This window comes from Marilutibacter spongiae (genome assembly GCF_014145325.1).
GTDB lineage: Bacteria > Pseudomonadota > Gammaproteobacteria > Xanthomonadales > Xanthomonadaceae > Marilutibacter > Marilutibacter spongiae.
The window spans coordinates 80,101-97,910 of record NZ_JACHTF010000017.1; the positions used below are offsets into that span (position 1 = coordinate 80,101).

Genomic DNA, 17,810 nt, shown 5'->3' on the forward strand with positions numbered 1-17,810 from the left:
GCTCAGGCGCTCGACAGGTCCAGGCCCGCCGACCGCGCCGCTTCGCCGATCGCCTCGCGCGCGGACTCGATCGCGGCGTCGGGCGCGGCGCGGCGCTGGCGCCGGTCGAGCGTGCAGGCCAGCCCGATCGCCAGCAGGTGGGCGTGCGCGGCGTGCAGGGCCTTCGCCGTGGCGGCATCGACGCCACCGGCCTCGCGCACCGCGTCGATCAGGCCAGGCGTATGCCGGGGCTGCAGCAGCGCGGGTCGCGACGCGCCGTCGCGCAGGACGAGGAACTGCAACAGGAACTCCAGGTCGACCAGTCCGCCCTCGCCCTGCTTGAGGTCGAAGAAGGCCGCGTCGGTCCGGTCCAGTTCGCGGCGCATCCTGCCGCGCATGCGCGCCACGTCCGCCGCCAACGCCCCGGACTCGCGCGGCTGGGCCAGCGTGTCGCCGCGCACGCGCTCGAAGGCCTCGACCAGGCCGGCGTCGCCGGCGACGGCGCGGGCACGCACCAGCGCCTGGTGCTCCCAGGTCCAGGCGCGTTCGCGCTGGTAGTCGGCATAGCTCGCCAGGCTCGATACCAGCAGGCCCTGGGCGCCGTCGGGCCGCAGGCGCACGTCTACCTCGAACAGGCGCCCGGCCGCGGTCACCGCGTCCAGCAGCGCCACGACCTTCTGCGCAAGGCGCCCGAACCAGCGCGAGGCCTCCAGCGGCCGGTCGCCGTCGGAGGGCGCGAACGGGTCGGCGTCGTACAGGAAGACCAGGTCGAGGTCGGAACCGAAACCCAGTTCTTCGCCGCCGAGGCTGCCGTAGCCGATCACCGCGAAACGCGCATCGGGGACGCGCCCATGCGCCCGTTCCACTTCGGCCGTGGCCAGCGCGAGCACGCGCGCGACCACCGCGTCGGCGAGCCAGGCAAGTTGCCGCGCGCAGGCCTCGGCGTCCTGGCGGCCGTCGCGGAAGGCCATCGCGATACGGAAGCTCAGGGCCTGGCGCACCTCGTTGAGCGCCTGCAGCACCGATTCGGCATCATCGCCGCCGGCGACGCCCGCGCAGGCCTCGAACAATTCGTCGCGACCCGGCAGCGGGCCGGACACCCGAGCGTCGAGCAGTTCGTCGAGCAACAACGGATGCAAGGCGAGCCGCTCGGCGAGCAGTGCGCTTTGCGACACCACCTCGACCAGGCGCGACAGCGCCGCAGGCTGCTCGTCGAGCAGGGCCAGGTAGGCGCTGCGACGCAGGATGTTGTGCAGCATGGTCAGCAGGCGGCGCAGGGCCAGCATGGGATGCTGCGCCTGCGCGGCCCCATGCAGCAGGACCGGCAGCACCCGGTCCAGGCGCGCGCGGGCCTTGTCCGACAGGCCCGCGACGCCCGGGCTGCGGGCGAGGTCGCGCAACATGCCGTCGGCGCCGGCGGACTCGACGAAGCCGGCGTCCGCGAGTACGTCCGCCTGCCCGGCGTCGGGCAGCGCGCGCCAGTAGGTCGCCAGGGCATCGGGGGCGGCCTGCCGCCGCCGCGGCGCCAGCAGGGCGTCGAATTCGGTGCTGACCACCGCGCGGTGCAGGTCGAGCGCCGCCAGGAGCGCAGTCCAGTCCTCGAAGTCGAGCCCCGCGGCCAGGCGCGCCCTGCCGGCCGCATCGCCCGGCAGGGCGTGGACCTGGGCGTCGTCGCGCATCTGCAGGCGGTTTTCCAGCCGCCGCAGGAAACGATACGCATCGGCCAGCATGTCGGCCGCGCCGGGGGCGACCTGGTGGGCCTCGACCAGGGCCTGCAGGCTGGCCAGCAGGCCACGGCCGCGCAGGGCCGGCTCGCGCCCGCCACGGATCAGCTGCAGGGCCTGCACCAGGAACTCGATCTCGCGGATGCCGCCCGGACCGCGCTTGACGTCGTCGGCGAGTTCCTTGCGCGCGACCTCGGCGGCGATCGCCGCCTTCATGGTCCGCAATCCATCCAGCGCGCCGTAATCGAGGTACCGCCGGTAGATGAAAGGCCGCAGTTCCACCAGGAAGCGCTCGCCGGCCTCGATGTCGCCAGCCACCGGCCGCGCCTTCTGCCAGGCGTAGCGTTCCCAGTCGCGTCCCTCGTGCTGGAAATACAACTCCATCGCCGCGAACGACCACGCCACCCTCCCCGCCGTGCCGTAGGGGCGCAGGCGCAGGTCGACGCGGTGGCAGAAGCCGTCGGCGGTGGTCTCGTCGAGCAGCCGCGCGAGCTGCTGGCCCAGGCGCGTGAAATAGGCTTCGGCGGCCAGCGGACGCTCGCCGTCGCTGGCATCGGCGCCACCGGATCCATCGACGTCGTAGCCGTAGACCAGGTCGACGTCGGAACTGAAGTTCAGCTCGCCGCCCCCCAGCTTGCCCAGGCCGAACACCACCAGGCGCCGGACCCGGCCGTCGCGGTCGCGGAACACGCCGTGGCGCTCGGCGAAGGCCTGCTCCAGCGCATCCAGGCCAAGCACGAGGCAAGTCTCGGCCAGCCGCGTGCTGCCGGCCAGGGTGGCGTCGACGTCGTCCAGCCCGAGCACGTCGCGCCAGACCAGGCGCGTCGACTCCGCGGCGCGGTACCGACGCAGCAGCGCCGGCCACTGCGCGGCGTCATCGGACGCCAGCACCGGGGGCGGCGGGCCGGGGGCATCGGCATCCAGGGCCAGGCGTTCCAGCAGGGCCGGCTGGCGGCACAGGGTTTCGATCGCGAAGTCGCTCGCCATCGCCACGCGTCGCAGGCGCGCAACGACGTCGGCGTCATCGAGGGCGGCGAGGTCGGGTGCGCTGGCGCGCAGGCGCCGGAGCGCGCGTTCGATATCGGGTTCGGCGGCAGGCATGGGCGGCATGCGGCGATGATGGCACGTGCGCCCGGTGCGCGACCCGCAAAAAAAAGGGCGGCCCCCGAGGCGGCCGCCCTTCGCTGCGCCGGAGAAGGCGTCAGTACTGCACGGCCTGGGCGGCGTTGACCCGGCCGAAGCCGCTCGCATCGTCCCGGCCGGGCTTGCCGACGTCGTCGGCCGAGCGCTTGAGGATCGACTCGACCTGCGAGGCCTTGATGCCCGGATGCTTGCCGTAAACGAGCGCGGCGACGCCGGTGACGTGCGGGGCCGCCATGCTGGTACCGGCATTCCAGCCATAGAAGCTCGATCCGCCGCTCACCTGCACGGTGCTGAAGACCGCGTCGAAGATCCAGCAGACCTGGGTCACCGGGCCCACCGTGCACGCCTCGTTGCCCGGATAGCGGGTGTCGCCGCCGGGGGCCCCGAAGTGGATGGTCGACTGGCCGTAGTTGCTGTAGCTGGCCAGCGGATCGAGGTCGACCGAGGGATCGATCGCCCAGCCCTCCGGCGCCAGCGCCGATACCGTCAGCACGCCGGGCAGCTGCCCGGGGAAGCTCATCGTCGAGGCGTCGTGGTCGAGGTCGCGACCGTCGTTGCCGGCCGAAGCCACCACCAGCACTTCGTGCTTGCCGGCGTACTGCACGGCCCGCTTGGTGGCGTTGATCAGCTCGGAGAGCTCGTTCGCGCCCGGGCCGCTGCGCGGCAGGCCACCGCGAACGCCCAGGCTCATGTTGATGACGTTGGCGCCGTTGTCCACCGCCCACACCATGCCCTGGATGATGCCGCCGAAATCGCCGCTGCCGGTCGCGGCGCTGAGCACCTTCACCGCCAGCAGCTTGGCTTCAGGGGCGACGCCGATCGTGCCGATCGCATTGTCGGCGGCGAGGATGGTGCCGGCCACGTGCGTGCCGTGCGAACTGCCGGAGGTGTTGCAGAAGGTCTCGCCCGGGACGAAGGACGCGCCACCGATGAGGTTCGGGGCGATGTCCAGATGGGTGCAGTACGCGCCGCTGTCGAGCACGGCCACGGTCGCGCCGGCGCCGCGGTAGCCCGCGTTCCAGGCGCCGGCCGCATCCACGGCCGCATTGCCCCATTGCAGGTCGTAGAAGCGATCATCGTCCCCCGAACCCGGCGGATTGGCGAAGTCCTCGGCCGCGATGGGCGCGGTGTCCGGATCGGCGACGTCCCACTGCAGGGTCACGTCCCGGGTCACCGACTGCAGGCCGGGAATGGCGCTGGCGGCGGCATCGAAGCCATCGCCGGCCTCGACGATCGCCACGCCGATCTGCGGGAGGTGGGCCGTGATCGTGCCGCCGGCCGCGCGAATGCGTTCCTGCTGGGTCGAGCTCAGTCCATTGCCGTGCGTCATCACCACGTAGCTGGCGGCCTGGGCGGACGCCATCGCGCCCAGGCCAATGAGGGCCACGCCAACGCTGGCGGCGAGAAGGTTCTTGTTCTTCATGGAGATACTCCGAAGCATCAAAGAGGACGTGCATGCGCACGCGCGATCAGGGTCGCCCCCTTGCCAACCCCCTTGTGTCCACGTGCTCCCGACGCCCGGCCGGCCACCTCCCTGTCGCCCGCCCGGACCGCAGCGCGCGGATCGCCAGCATCCCACGATGGCGCCATGCCTGCACCCGCAGCGCGGCACGGACCCGCTGCAACGGCTGTGGCGCCCGCGGCCCTGGCGCTCCGTCACCGCGCCGATGGACGCGTCGCGGCGCCCGCCTCCACGCGCGCGCCTGAAGGCGGGCAATAAAAAAGCCCGCCCCGGTCTGAACCGGTTGCGGGCTTGCTCCCTCCCCCACGTCGGGATGCAGGTCGATCGTGAAGGAAGTGTTAGGCGCTTGCACGCTGCACTGCAAAAAAGAACCGGCCAGTACATGAATGGCCCCTGAGCCCGGCCGTGCACGCCCCGGTCCCCAATGAAAAACCCCGCCTCGCGGCGGGGTTTTCCGTTCAAACGATGGCGCGGCGCGACGGACTCAGAAGCCCATGCCGCCCATGCCACCCATGCCGCCCATGTCGCCGCCGCCCATGGCCGGCTCTTCCTTCTTCGGAAGCTCCGCCACCATGGCTTCGGTGGTGATCATCAGGCCGGCGATCGACGCGGCGTTCTGCAGCGCGGTACGGGTCACCTTGGTGGGGTCCAGGATGCCCAGCTCGAGCATGTCGCCGAACTCGCCGGTCGCGGCGTTGTAGCCGAAGCTGCCCTTGCCTTCCTTGACCTTGTTGACGATGACCGAGGGTTCTTCGCCGGCGTTGGTGACGATCTCGCGCAGCGGGGCCTCCATCGCGCGCAGGGCGATGGCGATGCCGTGGTTCTGGTCCTCGTTGTCACCCTTCAGCGCGCCGACGGCGGCCAGTGCACGGATCAGGGCGACGCCGCCGCCCGGGACGATGCCTTCCTCGACGGCCGCGCGGGTCGCGTGCAGGGCGTCCTCGACGCGTGCCTTCTTCTCCTTCATCTCGATCTCGGTCGAAGCACCGACCTTGATCACCGCGACGCCGCCGGCCAGCTTGGCCACGCGCTCCTGCAGCTTCTCGCGGTCGTAGTCCGAGGAGGTCTCCTCGATCTGCGCCTTGATCTGCTTGATGCGCGCCTCGATGCCGCCGGTGTCGCCGGCGCCGTCGATGATGGTGGTGTTCTCCTTGGAGACCTGCACCTTCTTGGCGCGGCCCAGGTCCTCGATGGTGGCCTTGTCCAGCGACAGGCCGACTTCCTCGGAGATCACGGTGCCGCCGGTCAGGACGGCCATGTCCTCCAGCATCGCCTTGCGGCGGTCGCCGAAGCCCGGGGCCTTGACCGCGCAGACCTTCACGATGCCGCGGATGGTGTTGACCACCAGGGTCGCCAGGGCTTCGCCCTCGACTTCCTCGGCGATGATCAGCAGCGGCTTGCCGGCCTTGGCCACGCCCTCGAGGACGGGCAGCAGGTCGCGCACGTTGGAGATCTTCTTGTCGTGCAGCAGGATGAACGGATCGTCCAGCTCGGCCTGCATCGACTGCTGGTTGTTGATGAAGTACGGCGACAGGTAGCCGCGGTCGAACTGCATGCCCTCGACGACGTCGAGCTCGTTCTCCAGGCCCGAACCGTCCTCGACGGTGATCACGCCTTCCTTGCCGACCTTGTCCATCGCCTGGGCGATCAGGTCGCCGATGTTGGCGTCGGAGTTGGCGGAGATCGCGCCCACCTGGGCGATTTCCTTGCTGGTCGACGACGGCTTGCTGAGGCTCTTGAGCTCGGCGACGGCGCCCGACACGGCCTTGTCGATGCCGCGCTTGAGGTCCATCGGGTTCATGCCGGCGGCAACGGCCTTCATGCCCTCGCGGATCAGGGCCTGGGCCAGCACCGTCGCGGTGGTGGTGCCGTCACCGGCATTGTCGGAGGTCTTGGAAGCGACTTCCTTGACCATTTGCGCGCCCATGTTCTCGAACTTGTCGGCCAGCTCGATCTCCTTGGCGACGGACACGCCGTCCTTGGTGATCGTGGGAGCGCCGAAGCTCTTGTCGAGCACGACGTTGCGGCCCTTCGGGCCCAGGGTGGCCTTGACGGCGTTGGCGAGCGTGTTGACGCCGCGGACCATCTTGGAGCGCGCGTCTTCGCCGAAGCGGATTTCCTTCGCGGACATTTGCGTATTACCTCAGGAATTCAATGGATTGGGGAGAAGCGGTGGCAGGGCGAAAGCGCGATCAGCCGATCGTCGCGAAGATGTCGTCTTCCTTCACCACCAGGTACTCGGTGCCGTCGAGCTTGACCTCGGTGCCGCTGTACTTGCCGAACAGCACCTTGTCGCCGACCTTGACCACCGGCGCGCGCACGTCGCCGTTGTCGAGCACCTTGCCGGTACCCACGGCCACGACCTCGCCCTTGATCGGCTTCTCGGTCGCCGAGTCGGGGATGACGATGCCGCCGGCGGACATCTTCTCTTCTTCCATGCGCTTGATGACCACGCGGTCGTAGAGCGGCTTGATGTTCATTGGAACCTCACGCAAGTGGTTGATTGTGGGAAGCAAATCTTGGAGTTTTGGCAGTCGGCCCGGGAGAGTGCCAAACCCGGGGCGACAGCGCCCGGCACGCCGGGATGGCGAAAGGATGGGGGGGCGGCACGGGCTTTCAAGGGGGGGCGACGAAATTTTTCCGCCGATCGCGCCGGGCGACCACGGACCGCCGCGTCGCGGCGACGGGGGGCGGCGGCACTCCTTATAAATAGACGCGCATAAAGAAAGGACGCGTCCCCGAAGTGACGCGCCCTTTCCTGGTACAGAGATGGCCCTTCCTGAGCTCGCGCCTCCTTGCGCCATTCTGCTGACCAGACTTCGTGTCTGATACCGGCCTTCCTTGTCGGCCTGGGACGATATTGCGCGTTCAGTGTCAGCTTGGCCAGCCCTGCAAGCCCCCAAAAACGTGCACTACAGGTAGCATCGAGACCTGAATACGGCCGAATATGCCTTGTGCTTCACGAAATCACGACGCCAAGCGCTACCATTGGTAGACAGATGAATGTGATTATCGATCACTAGGTTATTTTTGGTAACATCCTGCCTGTTAATGCGAAAAACATCACAGGATTTCGGCCCAGGATGAACGCCAGCCCCCTCGCAGGAGCCCCGGAATGACCCCCGCGCAACGCATTCGCCTCGCCCGCCGGCATGCCGGCCTGTCCCAGTCTGCCCTGGCCCAGGCCGTCGGCGTGCAACGCAGCGCCGTCAGCCACTGGGAAGCCACCCTGGGCAAGTCCCCGAGCGCCGGCCACCTGCGCGAGCTCGCCCTGGTGACCCAGGTCCAGTTCGAATGGCTGGCGACGGGCCGTGGGCGCATGACCCTGTCCGAGGACGTCGCGATGGACTCGGTGGCCGCCGTCGACGCCCTGCTGGTGGACGACCCGCTGGAGCTGCGGCTGCTGGCGGCCTTCCGCGAGTCGCCGACGCTGGCGCGCGCGCCGCTGGTGGAGGTGGTCGAACAACTGGCCGCCCAGCGCACGGGCCGGGTCAAGCCCCTCGAAACACGCAAACCGTGACGCAGCCCCGGTCGCGAAATCGTTCGTACATCCAGGCGGGGTAGACTCGGCCCACCGCATTCAAGGAAGGATGTACGCCGATGGGCATCGACGCCGCACGCCACGCCCCCCGCCTCGCCACCGCCGCCCTGCTGGCCCTGCTGCCGGTGCCGGCACTGGCGGACGTGTTCGTGAACGAACTCCACTACGACAATGCCGGTGGCGATGTCGGCGAGGCGATCGAAGTCGTCGCGACCGCGGGCGAAAACCTGGCCGGCTACCGCATCCACCTCTACAACGGCAGCTCGCCGGGCGCCGCGGTCGCCTACGACAACGACGCCCTGCCGGGCGGCGCCGTCTTGGGCTGCGACGGCGGCGGCCAGGTCCGGGTCGCGACGCTGCAGTACCCGGCCAACGGCCTGCAGAACGGCGCACCCGATGGCCTGGCGCTGGTGGACGGCAGCGGCACGGTGGTGCAGTTCCTGAGCTACGAGGGCACGCTGGTCGCGGCCAATGGCCCCGCCGCCGGCCTGTCCAGCATCGCGATCCCTGTCTCCGAAGGCGCCAGCACGCCGGTCGGGACCTCCCTGCAACTGGCGGGCCAGGGCGACCAGGCAGCGGATTTCAGCTGGCAGGCCTCGGCGACGCAGAGCTTCGGCCGGTGCAACCCCGGACAGGGCGTGCCCGCGCCCAACCCACCGCCCCGCGTGACCCTGACCATGCCGGTCGACGGCGCGAGCGATTTCCCGGCCGCGGCCGACCTGGGCGTTGCCTTCAGTGAAAGCGTCACCCTCGCCACTGGCGCATTCCAGTTGCTGTGCGCGCAGTCGGGCAACGTGGGCCTGTCGCATGCCGCCAGCGGCGACCAGTTCGTCGTCTCGACCGATGGCGCCCTGCATGCCGGCGAGGCCTGCACCCTGACCGTCGATGCCGCCCGCATCCAGGACGCCGGGGGCGCGCGCCCGGACGGCGATACCGTGGTGGCGTTCAGTGTCGCCGCCGGCGACAGCGACGGCGACTACTACGGGCGCGTCAACACCGGCAGCCCCGGCCAGTTGCGCTGTTCGCTGCACCAGACCATCCGCGGCCACACGGCCTATCCCTACAGCGGGTCGGGGACCAGCACCTGGACCATCCTGGAGATCGCCGACGAGGACCCCGCCAACGCCGGCCGGATCCTGGATGCCTACCGCAACCGCAGCTACGCCAAGGGCAGCGCCCGCGCCGGCAGCGGCAGCGGCGCGACCTACAACCGCGAGCACAGCTGGCCCAACTCCCTGGGGTTCGGGACGCGGACCGGCGACCTGGGCCTGCCGAACGCCCCCTACACCGACACCCACATGCTTTACCTGACCGACACCGGCTACAACGCCGACCGCGGCAACAAGCCCTACGCCGACTGCACCTCGCAGGCCAACTGCGGCGAGCGTCCGACGGATGCCAACGGCGGTCGCGGGGGCGGCAGCGGCCAGTTCCCCGGAAACTCCAACTGGGTGGACAGCCAGTCCTTCCAGGTCTGGAATGCCCGTCGCGGCGACCTGGCGCGCGCGGTCATGTACATGGCGATCCGCTACGAGGGCGGCCGCGACGTCCACACCGGGCAATCGGAACCGGACCTGGAGCTGACCGACGACCGCAGCCGGATCGTCGCCACCTCGGGATCCCCGGCGTACATGGGCCTGCTCTCGACCCTCCTGGCCTGGCACCAGGCCGACCCGCCCGACGCGGCCGAACGCGAGCGCAACGAGGTGGTGTTCAGCTTCCAGGGCAACCGCAACCCCTTCATCGACCACCCGGAGTGGGCCAGCGCGGCCCTGTTCACCTCCTCCAGCCCGGCCACCTGCCAACTGCGCTAGGCCCCTCGCCCTGCCCCGCCACGGGGCAGGGTCGCGCCCGGCGGCGGGCGCACCGCGCACGGACGCGCCCGTTACAATCGCGCCATGTCCGTGCTCCTGGTCCACTGCACCTGCCCCGATGCCGAGAGCGCCGAGCGCATCGCCCGCGCGCTCGTCGACGAGCGCCTGGCGGCCTGCGTCAGCCGCCTGGAAGGCCTGCGCTCGACGTATCGCTGGGAGGGCCGGGTACAGACCGACACGGAAGTGCTGCTGCTGGCCAAGACCTGCGCCGACCGGCTCGACGCGCTGACCGCACGCGTGCTCGAACTGCACCCCCATGAACTCCCCGAGCTGGTGGCGGTCGAAGCCCACGCCGGCCACGCCCCCTACCTCCATTGGGTGGCCCAACAGACGAGACTCGATGACTGACATCCTCCGGAACGCGCGCGAGCGCTTCGCGCGCGCCCTGCCTGCGCTCGCCCCCGCCGCGCTGGTCCTGCTGGTCGCGGCCGCGGCGTTCCCGGCCGCGGCCGCGGTCGACCTGGACGACCTGCTGCCGGTCGACGATGCCTTCGCGCTCAGCGCCGAGGCCACCGCGCCCGACACCATCACCCTGCGCTGGAAGATCGCCGACGGCTACTACCTGTACCGCCATCGCACCTCGGTCCAGGCCGACGCGGCATTCGGCCAGCAGGTGCTGCAACTGCCCAAGGGGCACGCGTACACGGACGAATTCTTCGGCGACGTCGAGACCTACCGCGGCACCCTGACGGCCGTGCTGCCGGGGCGCGCCGGGGCCGGCACCGTCTCGCTCAAGGTGAAGTACCAGGGCTGCGCCGACCTGGGGATCTGCTACCCGCCCCAGACCCGCGCGCTGTCGGTGGCGATGCCCGCCGCCGGCGGAGCGGGCACCGACCCGGCCCCCGCCAGCGGGGCCCTGCGGTTGCCGGGCGGCACGGCCGGCGGCATGTCCAATGCCAGCCCGGGCAACCCCCTGCTCGCCCCGAGCGCACTGCCCGGCGGCCAGGCTCGACCACTGCCCGCCGAACAGGCCTTCGGCGTCGCCCTGGAAAACAGCGACGGCGATGTCCTGCGCGTGCGCTTCGACGTCGCCCCCGGCTACTACCTCTACCGCGACAAGACCGCGTTCGAGCTGCGCACGCCTGGCGTGCGCGCCGGCGCGCCTCGCTGGCCCGCCGGCCAGTCGCACCACGACGAGCATTTCGGCACCACCACGGTCTTCTTCGACCCGGTGACCGCGGCCGTACCGCTGCTGCGCAGCAGCGCCGACGCGGCCGCGGGCACGCTGGAGGTCGAATTCCAGGGCTGCCAGACGGGCGGTATCTGCTATCCGCTCATGCACCGCTCGCTGGCCGTGGCCCTGCCCGTGGGCGCGGTCACCGCGCCGACGCGCGACGCCGTTGGCGCAGGCCGTGGGGACGATGCGGCGGCGGCTCCAGCCCCCCTCCCGGCGGCGCCGTCGCCCGACGGGAAGGCCGGGGCGGATCCCGGCACCGCCGCCCCGATGGCCGATCCGTCGGCCGTGCGCGAGATGCCGCCGGCCTCGGCGGCGACGCCCGCCATCGAGACGGCTCCGCGTCGGCCGCGATCCGGCCTGGGCCTGTTCTCGGCCCTGTTGCTGGCCATCGGCGGCGGCCTGATCCTCAACCTGATGCCCTGCGTGCTTCCGGTGCTGTCGCTCAAGGCCCTGTCCCTGGCCGGCAGCGGCGAGAGCCCGGGCAAGGCCCGTCGCCATGCCCTCTGGTACACGGCCGGTGTCCTGGCCAGCTTCGTCGCGCTGGGCGCACTGGCGCTGGGCCTGCGGCAGGCCGGGCTTGCGCTGGGCTGGGGCTTCCAGTTGCAGCAGCCGCTGGTGGTCGCCCTGCTTGGCCTGCTGATGTTCGTCCTGGGCCTGAGCCTGTCGGGCGTGTGGCATGTAGGCGGGCGCTGGACCGGGGTCGGCCATGGCCTGGCCACCCGCTCGGGGGCCATGGGCGACTTCTTCACCGGCGTGCTGGCGGTGGTCGTGGCCACGCCGTGTACGGCCCCGCTGATGGGACCGGCGCTGGCCTGGGCCTTCACCGCCGGCAGCACCAGCGCATTGCTGGTCTTCCTCGCCCTGGGACTGGGCCTGGCCCTGCCGTTCCTGCTGATCGGCTTCGTGCCCGGCCTGGCGCATCGCCTGCCGCGGCCCGGGGCCTGGATGGACACCTTCAAGCAGGCATTGGCCTTCCCGCTGTACCTGACCGCGGTGTGGCTGGCCTGGGTCCTGGCCCGCCAGCGCGGCGCCGACGCGATCGGCTGGTGGCTGCTGGCCGCGACCCTGCTGGCCTTCGCCGCCTGGGCCTGGACCCGCGCGCGCCGCAATGGCGGCCGCGGGGGCATGGTGCTGGCTGCCGTCGCCCTGCTGGCCACGCTCTGGCCGCTCCACGCCATCCACACCCTGCCGCGCCCACGAGACGCCGCCGTCCTCGCGAGCCCGACCCACGACGCCCTCGCCCCGGTGCCCTTCTCCGAGCAGCGCCTGGCCGACCTGCGCGCGGCCGGCCGCCCGGTATTCGTCAACATGACCGCCGACTGGTGCGTGACCTGCAAGGCCAACGACAAGGCCGTGTTCGCGCGCGAGGGCTTCCGCGACGCCCTGGAGGCCGCCAACGCGGTCTACATGCTGGGCGACTGGACCGACGTGGATCCCGCGCTGACGGCCTTCCTGCAGCGGTACGAGGCGGTCGGCGTGCCGCTGTACGTGGTCTTCCCCGCCGATGGCGGCGAGGGCCGGGTGCTGCCCACCGTACTGACGCCCGACCTCGCCCGCCAAGCCCTGGAACAGGCGGCGGCACCATGAAGACCGGTGCGGTCGTGCTGGTCGCGGTGGCCGGCGCGGTGCTCGGCGGCGCCGTGGGCCTGTGGCTCAACGGCGCCGGCCCGCTACTGAAGACCGAGCTGGGCCAGCGCGCGCTGCAGGGCGCATTGGCGACGTCGGCCCCGCCGCCGCCGCCGGACCTGCCGATCGCCGCTCGCGGCGAGGTGGTCCCCACGTTCCGGCTGGACGGGCTCGATGGCGCCTCGACGACGGTGCCCGGGGACTTCGCCGGACGCCCGGTCCTGGTCAACTTCTGGGCCAGCTGGTGCGGCCCGTGCATCGAGGAGATGCCCGAACTGAACCGCTTCGCGGGCGCCCAGGGCGCGAACGGCACGCAAGTGGTCGGCATCGCGCTGGACGACGCCGACGCCGTCCACGCCTTCCTCGCACGCGTGCCGGTGGACTACACGATCCTGCTCGACCAGGCCGGGCCGCGCGACAGCAGCGTGCAACTGGGCAATCCCCGGGGCGTGCTGCCCTACTCGGTGCTGCTATCGTCCGACGGACGGTTGCTGAAACAGAAGGTCGGGCCGTTCACCCACGGCGAGATCGACGACTGGGCGCGCTGAGCCCGCCAGCGGGGCTTCCGGCCCTTGACAAGCGGGGGCGGGCCCGACCCGCAAGAAATCAAACAAGCGCTTAAATCGCGACAACTTCGCCGATTTTGCAGCGAACTCCTAGACACGGCCGAATCTGTCGCGCACACTCCCGGCCTTCCGAAGGTAATTCCGCTGCCCGATGGCGACACTGCTGGCCCTGCACGGCCCCAACCTCAACCTGCTCGGCACCCGCGAGCCCGGCATCTACGGCGCGACCACCCTCGCCGAGATCGACGCCGGCCTCGCCCGCCGCGCCGAGGCGGCCGGCCACCGGCTGGAGAGTTTCCAGTCCAACGCCGAGCATGCCCTGGTCGACCGGGTGCAGGCGGCGCGCGGCGCGGTCGATTTCATCCTGATCAATCCGGCGGCCTTCACGCACACCTCGGTGGCCCTGCGCGACGCCCTCGCCGCAGTCTCGATCCCGTTCATCGAGATCCACCTCTCCAACCCCCACGCCCGCGAGCCGTTCCGGCACGCCAGCTACTTCTCCGACCTGGCCGTCGGCGTGGTGTGCGGCTTCGGCGCCGACAGCTACCGCTTCGCGCTGGACGCCGCGCTCAAGCGCCTGGAGGCCGGGGCATGAGGGCGGTTGCGCTGGCCCGGGGCGCATGGGCGCTGGCCCTGCTGCTGGCCGCCCCCGCGGCATGGGCCGGCGATACCGGCGTCGACGCCTGCCAGGCCGACGCGATCACCACGCAGGACATCAACGACTGCGCCCAGGCCGACCTGGACCGCGCCGAAGCCGAGCTCAATGCAACCTACCGGCGAATCCGCGCCCACCTGGCCGCGCCCGAATGCGGCGCCGGCTGCGCCCGTACCCGCGAACTGCTGACGCAGGCGCAGCGCAGCTGGGTCGCCTACCGCAAGAGCGACTGCGACGCGGCCTGGCAATACAACGCCGATGGCACCATCCGCACCGTCGTCTACCTGACCTGCATGAGCGAGCGCGCCCGCACCCGCACCCGTGAACTCGAACTGCTGCTGGCGCCCGACGCCTGACGCCCCCATCCGACCGACCGCCCCGCCCGGGGCACCTGACCGAGAGGCCCTTCCATGGACCTGCGAAAAATCAAGAAACTGATCGACCTGCTCGAGGAATCCAACCTCGCCGAGATCGAGATCAAGGAAGGCGAGGAATCCGTACGCCTGGCACGCACCCCGAAGGGCGGCGTGGCGATGGCCGCGCCGATGGCGCCGAGCTTCCACGCTCCGGCGCCCGCGGCTGCCCCGGCCGCCGCCCCGGCCCCCGGCGCCAGCGCCGAGCCCGCGGGTGAGGCCCTGCCCGACGGCCACGTCGTCCGCGCGCCGATGGTGGGCACCTATTACGCCTCCCCGGCCCCCGACAAGCCCGCGTTCGTCAGCGTCGGCCAGTCCGTCAAGGCCGGCGAGACCCTGGGCATCATCGAAGCCATGAAGATGTTCAACCCGATCGAATCCGACGTCGCCGGCACCGTGGTCAAGATCCTGGTCGAGAACGGCCAGCCGATCGAATTCGACCAGCCCTTGGTCGTGATTGGCTGATACGGGATTCGTGAGTCGTGATTCGTGATTCGCTCCCGCGCCCCCACCAGCGCCTCGAGGTGTGGCACGACGCGATGGCCCTGGTGACCGGGGTCTACGAATACTCCTCGCGACTCCCGCGCGAAGAACGTTATGGCCTGGTGCCCCAACTCCGGCGTGCCGCCATCAGCGTCCCATCGAACATCGCCGAGGGCGCGGCGCGCGGTACCCCGCGGGAACTGCACCGCTTCCTGTCGATCGCACGCGGCTCCCTCTCCGAGCTCGACACGCAACTCGAGATCGCCGCGCGCCTCGAATACGGCAGTGCTCCCGACGACCTGCAGCAAACGCTCGACCGCACCTTCGCGCGCCTCAATGCCCTGATGAAGAGCATCGTGGCGCGGGCGGACGAATCACCTATCACCCATCACCCATCACCCATCACGGCTCCCAAATGCTCGATAAAGTCGTAATCGCAAACCGGGGCGAGATCGCGCTGCGCATCCTGCGCGCCTGCCACGCCCTGGGCATCCGCACGGTGGCGGTGCATTCCACCGTCGACCGCAACCTCAAGCACGTGGCCATGGCCGACGAGTCGGTCTGCATCGGGCCGGCGCCGTCCACCGACAGCTACCTCAACATGGCGCAGATCATCGCCGCCGCCGAGGTCACCGACGCCCAGGCGATCCACCCGGGCTACGGTTTCCTGTCGGAGAACGCCGACTTCGCCGAGCGCGTGGAGGAGTCGGGCTTCGTGTTCATCGGGCCGAAGGCCGAGACCATCCGCCTGATGGGCGACAAGGTCGAGGCCATCCGCGCGATGAAGGAGGCCGGCGTGCCCTGCGTGCCCGGCAGCGGCGGCCCGCTCGGCGACGACGCCGACACCAACGCCAAGATCGCCCGCGAGATCGGCTACCCGGTCATCGTCAAGGCGGCCGGCGGCGGTGGCGGTCGCGGCATGCGCGTGGTCCATACCGAGGCGCACCTGCACAGCGCCGTGCAGACCACCAAGACCGAAGCCAAGGCCGCGTTCGGCAACGACATGGTCTACATGGAGAAGTTCCTGGAGAACCCGCGCCACGTGGAGATCCAGGTGCTCGCCGACGGCCAGGGCAACGCGATCCACCTCGGCGAGCGCGACTGCTCCATGCAGCGCCGCCACCAGAAGGTGGTCGAGGAAGCGCCCGCACCGGGCATCACGCCCGAGCAGCGCGCCGAGATCGGCAAGGTCTGCGTGGAGGCCTGCATCCGCATCGGCTACCGCGGCGCCGGCACCTTCGAGTTCCTGTACGAGAACGGCCGCTTCTACTTCATCGAGATGAACACCCGCATCCAGGTCGAGCACCCGGTCACCGAGATGGTCACCGGCATCGACCTGATCCGCGAGCAGCTCAACATCGCCGCGGGCCAGAAGCTCGGCCTGACCCAGGACGACATCGTGCTGGAAGGGCATGCCATCGAGTGCCGCATCAACGCCGAGGACCCGGAGACCTTCATGCCCAGCCCGGGCCTGATCCAGCACTTCCACTCCCCGGGCGGCCCCGGCGTGCGCGTCGACAGCCACATCTACGAGGGCTACCGCGTCCCGCCGAACTACGACTCGATGATCGGCAAGCTGATCGTGCACGGCCCCGACCGCGAAACCGCGATCGCCCGCATGCGCGTGGCGCTGAGCGAAATGGTCGTGGACGGCATCAAGACCAACATCCCCCTGCAGCAGCGCATCCTGTCCGACATCGGCTTCCAGCAGGGCGGCCAGAACATCCACTACCTCGAGAAGCGCCTGAAGGAACAGAAGGAAAAGTCGCTGTCGATTGTTTGATGGAGGGAAAGGGGAATCGGGAATAGGGAATTGTCAGAAGCACCCACCCATTCACCTCTCCCCACTCCCCTCTCCCCATTCCCCATTCCCGCCCGACCCATGCCCTTCCTCGAACTGACCCTGCCCTGTACCGAAGTCCAGCAGCCGCGCTACGAGCGTGCGCTGGAGGACGTCGGTGCGCTCGCGGTGACGCTTGCCGATGCCCATGCCGACGCGCCGGACGAGCAGGCGATCTTCGAGCCGGGCGTCGGCCAGACGCCGCTGTGGGGCGAGATGGTGCTGACGGCGCTGTTTCCCGGCGAGACGCCGGCCGAACTGCTGCTGCAGGCCTTGTCGGCGACGGACGAGGGACTGGACTGGTCGCGCGCGGCGTTTCGTGAAGTCGAGGACCAGGACTGGGAACGGGCCTGGATGGACCAGTACGAGCCGCTGCGCTTCGGCGAGCGCACCTGGATCGTGCCGTGGAACCACGACCTGCCCGAGGGCGCCGACGCGGCCGATGCCGCGGTGGTGCGCCTCGACCCGGGCCTGGCGTTCGGCTCGGGTACCCATCCAACCACCGCGCTGTGCCTGCAATGGCTCGATGCGCTCGCGGGCGAAAGCCGACTGGCCGGGCGAGACGTGCTTGATTTCGGCTGCGGCTCGGGCATCCTCGCCCTCGCCGCGCTCAAGCTCGGCGCGGCCCGTGCCGTGGGCGTGGACAACGACCCCCAGGCCGTCACCGCGACCCGGGACAATGCCGAACGCAACGGCGTGGCCGATCGCCTGGCGGTGTACCTGCCGGCCGGCGAACCGGTCCGGCGCTACCCGGTCGTCGTCGCCAACATCCTGGCCTCGGCCCTGGTCGAGCTGGTCGAGACCATCGCCAGCCGTGTCGAGGCGACGGGCGTGATCGCACTGTCGGGCATCCTGGAAGGACAGGAGGCGGAGGTCATCGCGGCCTACGCGCCCCACTTCGACGGGCTTGCGACCGAACGTTCAGGCGACTGGATTCGGGTCACCGGCGTCCGCCGCGGCTGAAGCCGGACCGCACGGCATCCACGCCACGCTTCGCCGGCCCCGGTTCCGCTGCCGGCAACCCGCACCGTACACTCGGCACCATGTTCGTTCCCTGTCCCCATTGCGGCTTCCTGATCGCACAGGCCCTGAAGGATGGCGCGACGCCGGCTCGATGCCCGCGCTGCCGCGCCGCCCTCGGCGATGCGGCGTCCAGCACTCCCGGCCCGGCGACGTCGCCGCCTGACCCGGTACCCTCGCCCGGTGCCGCGGCCACCCCGCCTCCCGCGAGCTCCGCGCCGCCTGCCAGCGCACCGGCGCCGGCCCCGCAGCGGCCCGGGCCGGAAGGCGCTGGCCCCGCCGTCGCCGCGCCACCGGCGACGCGGAC

15 protein-coding genes are annotated in these 17,810 nt (G+C 70.7%); 11 read left to right on the forward strand and 4 right to left on the reverse strand.

Going from position 1 to position 17,810, the window contains the following annotated elements; genetic code table 11:
• Positions 1–2: 2 nt before the first annotated feature.
• The 4 genes from glnE to groES all read right to left on the reverse strand — a co-directional run bounded on the left by glnE (position 3) and on the right by groES (position 6,788).
• Entirely contained in the window at positions 3–2,813 is a 2,811-nt protein-coding gene (glnE, locus tag H4F98_RS14095) for a bifunctional [glutamate--ammonia ligase]-adenylyl-L-tyrosine phosphorylase/[glutamate--ammonia-ligase] adenylyltransferase (RefSeq protein WP_182688472.1), read from the reverse strand.
• Positions 2,814–2,904: 91 nt separating this feature from the next.
• Positions 2,905–4,269 carry a S8 family peptidase gene (locus H4F98_RS14100; protein ID WP_182688473.1) on the reverse strand — a complete coding sequence of 455 codons (1,365 nt, stop codon included), beginning with the start codon at positions 4,267–4,269 and terminating at the stop codon, positions 2,905–2,907.
• 523 nt (positions 4,270–4,792) lie between these two features.
• Complete coding sequence (gene groL / locus H4F98_RS14105) at positions 4,793–6,439, reverse strand: chaperonin GroEL (RefSeq protein WP_182688474.1); 1,647 nt, start codon at positions 6,437–6,439, stop codon at positions 4,793–4,795.
• A 61-nt stretch (positions 6,440–6,500) separates the two neighbouring features.
• The gene (gene groES, locus H4F98_RS14110; RefSeq protein WP_182688475.1) at positions 6,501–6,788 is read right to left on the reverse strand and encodes a co-chaperone GroES; all 288 of its coding nucleotides are present in this window, start codon (positions 6,786–6,788) and stop codon (positions 6,501–6,503) included.
• 635 nt (positions 6,789–7,423) lie between these two features.
• On the opposite strand from groES, the gene H4F98_RS14115 reads away from it, so the two are divergent.
• From H4F98_RS14115 to prmA, 11 genes are all read left to right on the forward strand, one after another.
• Positions 7,424–7,828, forward strand: coding sequence for a helix-turn-helix transcriptional regulator (locus H4F98_RS14115; protein WP_182688476.1), 405 nt, complete (start codon positions 7,424–7,426; stop codon positions 7,826–7,828).
• Positions 7,829–7,908: 80 nt separating this feature from the next.
• Complete coding sequence (locus H4F98_RS14120) at positions 7,909–9,663, forward strand: endonuclease (protein ID WP_182688477.1); 1,755 nt, start codon at positions 7,909–7,911, stop codon at positions 9,661–9,663.
• An 84-nt stretch (positions 9,664–9,747) separates the two neighbouring features.
• Entirely contained in the window at positions 9,748–10,071 is a 324-nt protein-coding gene (gene cutA / locus H4F98_RS14125; RefSeq protein ID WP_182688478.1) for a divalent-cation tolerance protein CutA, read from the forward strand.
• Positions 10,064–12,487: a protein-disulfide reductase DsbD family protein gene (locus H4F98_RS14130; protein ID WP_182688479.1), complete on the forward strand. Its 2,424-nt coding sequence runs from the start codon at positions 10,064–10,066 to the stop codon at positions 12,485–12,487. Before cutA ends, H4F98_RS14130 begins: the two co-directional genes overlap by 8 nt.
• Positions 12,484–13,074, forward strand: coding sequence for a TlpA family protein disulfide reductase (locus H4F98_RS14135; protein ID WP_182688480.1), 591 nt, complete (start codon positions 12,484–12,486; stop codon positions 13,072–13,074). Before H4F98_RS14130 ends, H4F98_RS14135 begins: the two co-directional genes overlap by 4 nt.
• A gap of 169 nt (positions 13,075–13,243) precedes the next feature.
• Positions 13,244–13,687, forward strand: a complete 444-nt coding sequence (aroQ, locus tag H4F98_RS14140) for a type II 3-dehydroquinate dehydratase (RefSeq protein ID WP_182688481.1) — start codon at positions 13,244–13,246, stop codon at positions 13,685–13,687.
• Positions 13,684–14,103 carry a lysozyme inhibitor LprI family protein gene (locus tag H4F98_RS14145; RefSeq protein WP_182688482.1) on the forward strand — a complete coding sequence of 140 codons (420 nt, stop codon included), beginning with the start codon at positions 13,684–13,686 and terminating at the stop codon, positions 14,101–14,103. The genes aroQ and H4F98_RS14145 overlap by 4 nt, the downstream gene beginning before the upstream one ends.
• Before the next feature lie 54 nt (positions 14,104–14,157).
• Positions 14,158–14,625, forward strand: a complete 468-nt coding sequence (accB, locus tag H4F98_RS14150) for an acetyl-CoA carboxylase biotin carboxyl carrier protein (protein WP_182688483.1) — start codon at positions 14,158–14,160, stop codon at positions 14,623–14,625.
• A 59-nt stretch (positions 14,626–14,684) separates the two neighbouring features.
• Positions 14,685–15,077 (forward strand): four helix bundle protein, encoded by a 393-nt coding sequence (locus H4F98_RS14155; RefSeq protein ID WP_343064775.1) that lies wholly within the window; start codon positions 14,685–14,687, stop codon positions 15,075–15,077.
• Complete coding sequence (accC, locus tag H4F98_RS14160; RefSeq protein ID WP_182688485.1) at positions 15,059–16,426, forward strand: acetyl-CoA carboxylase biotin carboxylase subunit; 1,368 nt, start codon at positions 15,059–15,061, stop codon at positions 16,424–16,426. Before H4F98_RS14155 ends, accC begins: the two co-directional genes overlap by 19 nt.
• Positions 16,427–16,525: 99 nt before the next feature.
• Positions 16,526–17,446 (forward strand): 50S ribosomal protein L11 methyltransferase, encoded by a 921-nt coding sequence (gene prmA, locus H4F98_RS14165; RefSeq protein WP_182688486.1) that lies wholly within the window; start codon positions 16,526–16,528, stop codon positions 17,444–17,446.
• Positions 17,447–17,810 lie beyond the last annotated feature (364 nt).

Excerpts from the sequence above, each read along its gene's own strand:
- aroQ (WP_182688481.1), top strand. The coding sequence starts at position 13,244 with ATGGCGACACTGCTGGCCCTGCACGGCCCCAACCTCAACCTGCTCGGC.
- H4F98_RS14100 (WP_182688473.1), bottom strand. The coding sequence starts at position 4,269 with ATGAAGAACAAGAACCTTCTCGCCGCCAGCGTTGGCGTGGCCCTCATT.
- H4F98_RS14130 (WP_182688479.1), top strand. The coding sequence starts at position 10,064 with ATGACTGACATCCTCCGGAACGCGCGCGAGCGCTTCGCGCGCGCCCTG.
- H4F98_RS14145 (WP_182688482.1), top strand. The coding sequence starts at position 13,684 with ATGAGGGCGGTTGCGCTGGCCCGGGGCGCATGGGCGCTGGCCCTGCTG.
- groES (WP_182688475.1), bottom strand. The coding sequence starts at position 6,788 with ATGAACATCAAGCCGCTCTACGACCGCGTGGTCATCAAGCGCATGGAA.
- accC (WP_182688485.1), top strand. The coding sequence starts at position 15,059 with ATGCTCGATAAAGTCGTAATCGCAAACCGGGGCGAGATCGCGCTGCGC.
- cutA (WP_182688478.1), top strand. The coding sequence starts at position 9,748 with ATGTCCGTGCTCCTGGTCCACTGCACCTGCCCCGATGCCGAGAGCGCC.
- H4F98_RS14135 (WP_182688480.1), top strand. The coding sequence starts at position 12,484 with ATGAAGACCGGTGCGGTCGTGCTGGTCGCGGTGGCCGGCGCGGTGCTC.
- prmA (WP_182688486.1), top strand. The coding sequence starts at position 16,526 with ATGCCCTTCCTCGAACTGACCCTGCCCTGTACCGAAGTCCAGCAGCCG.
- H4F98_RS14115 (WP_182688476.1), top strand. The coding sequence starts at position 7,424 with ATGACCCCCGCGCAACGCATTCGCCTCGCCCGCCGGCATGCCGGCCTG.
- glnE (WP_182688472.1), bottom strand. The coding sequence starts at position 2,813 with ATGCCGCCCATGCCTGCCGCCGAACCCGATATCGAACGCGCGCTCCGG.
- groL (WP_182688474.1), bottom strand. The coding sequence starts at position 6,439 with ATGTCCGCGAAGGAAATCCGCTTCGGCGAAGACGCGCGCTCCAAGATG.
- accB (WP_182688483.1), top strand. The coding sequence starts at position 14,158 with ATGGACCTGCGAAAAATCAAGAAACTGATCGACCTGCTCGAGGAATCC.
- H4F98_RS14120 (WP_182688477.1), top strand. The coding sequence starts at position 7,909 with ATGGGCATCGACGCCGCACGCCACGCCCCCCGCCTCGCCACCGCCGCC.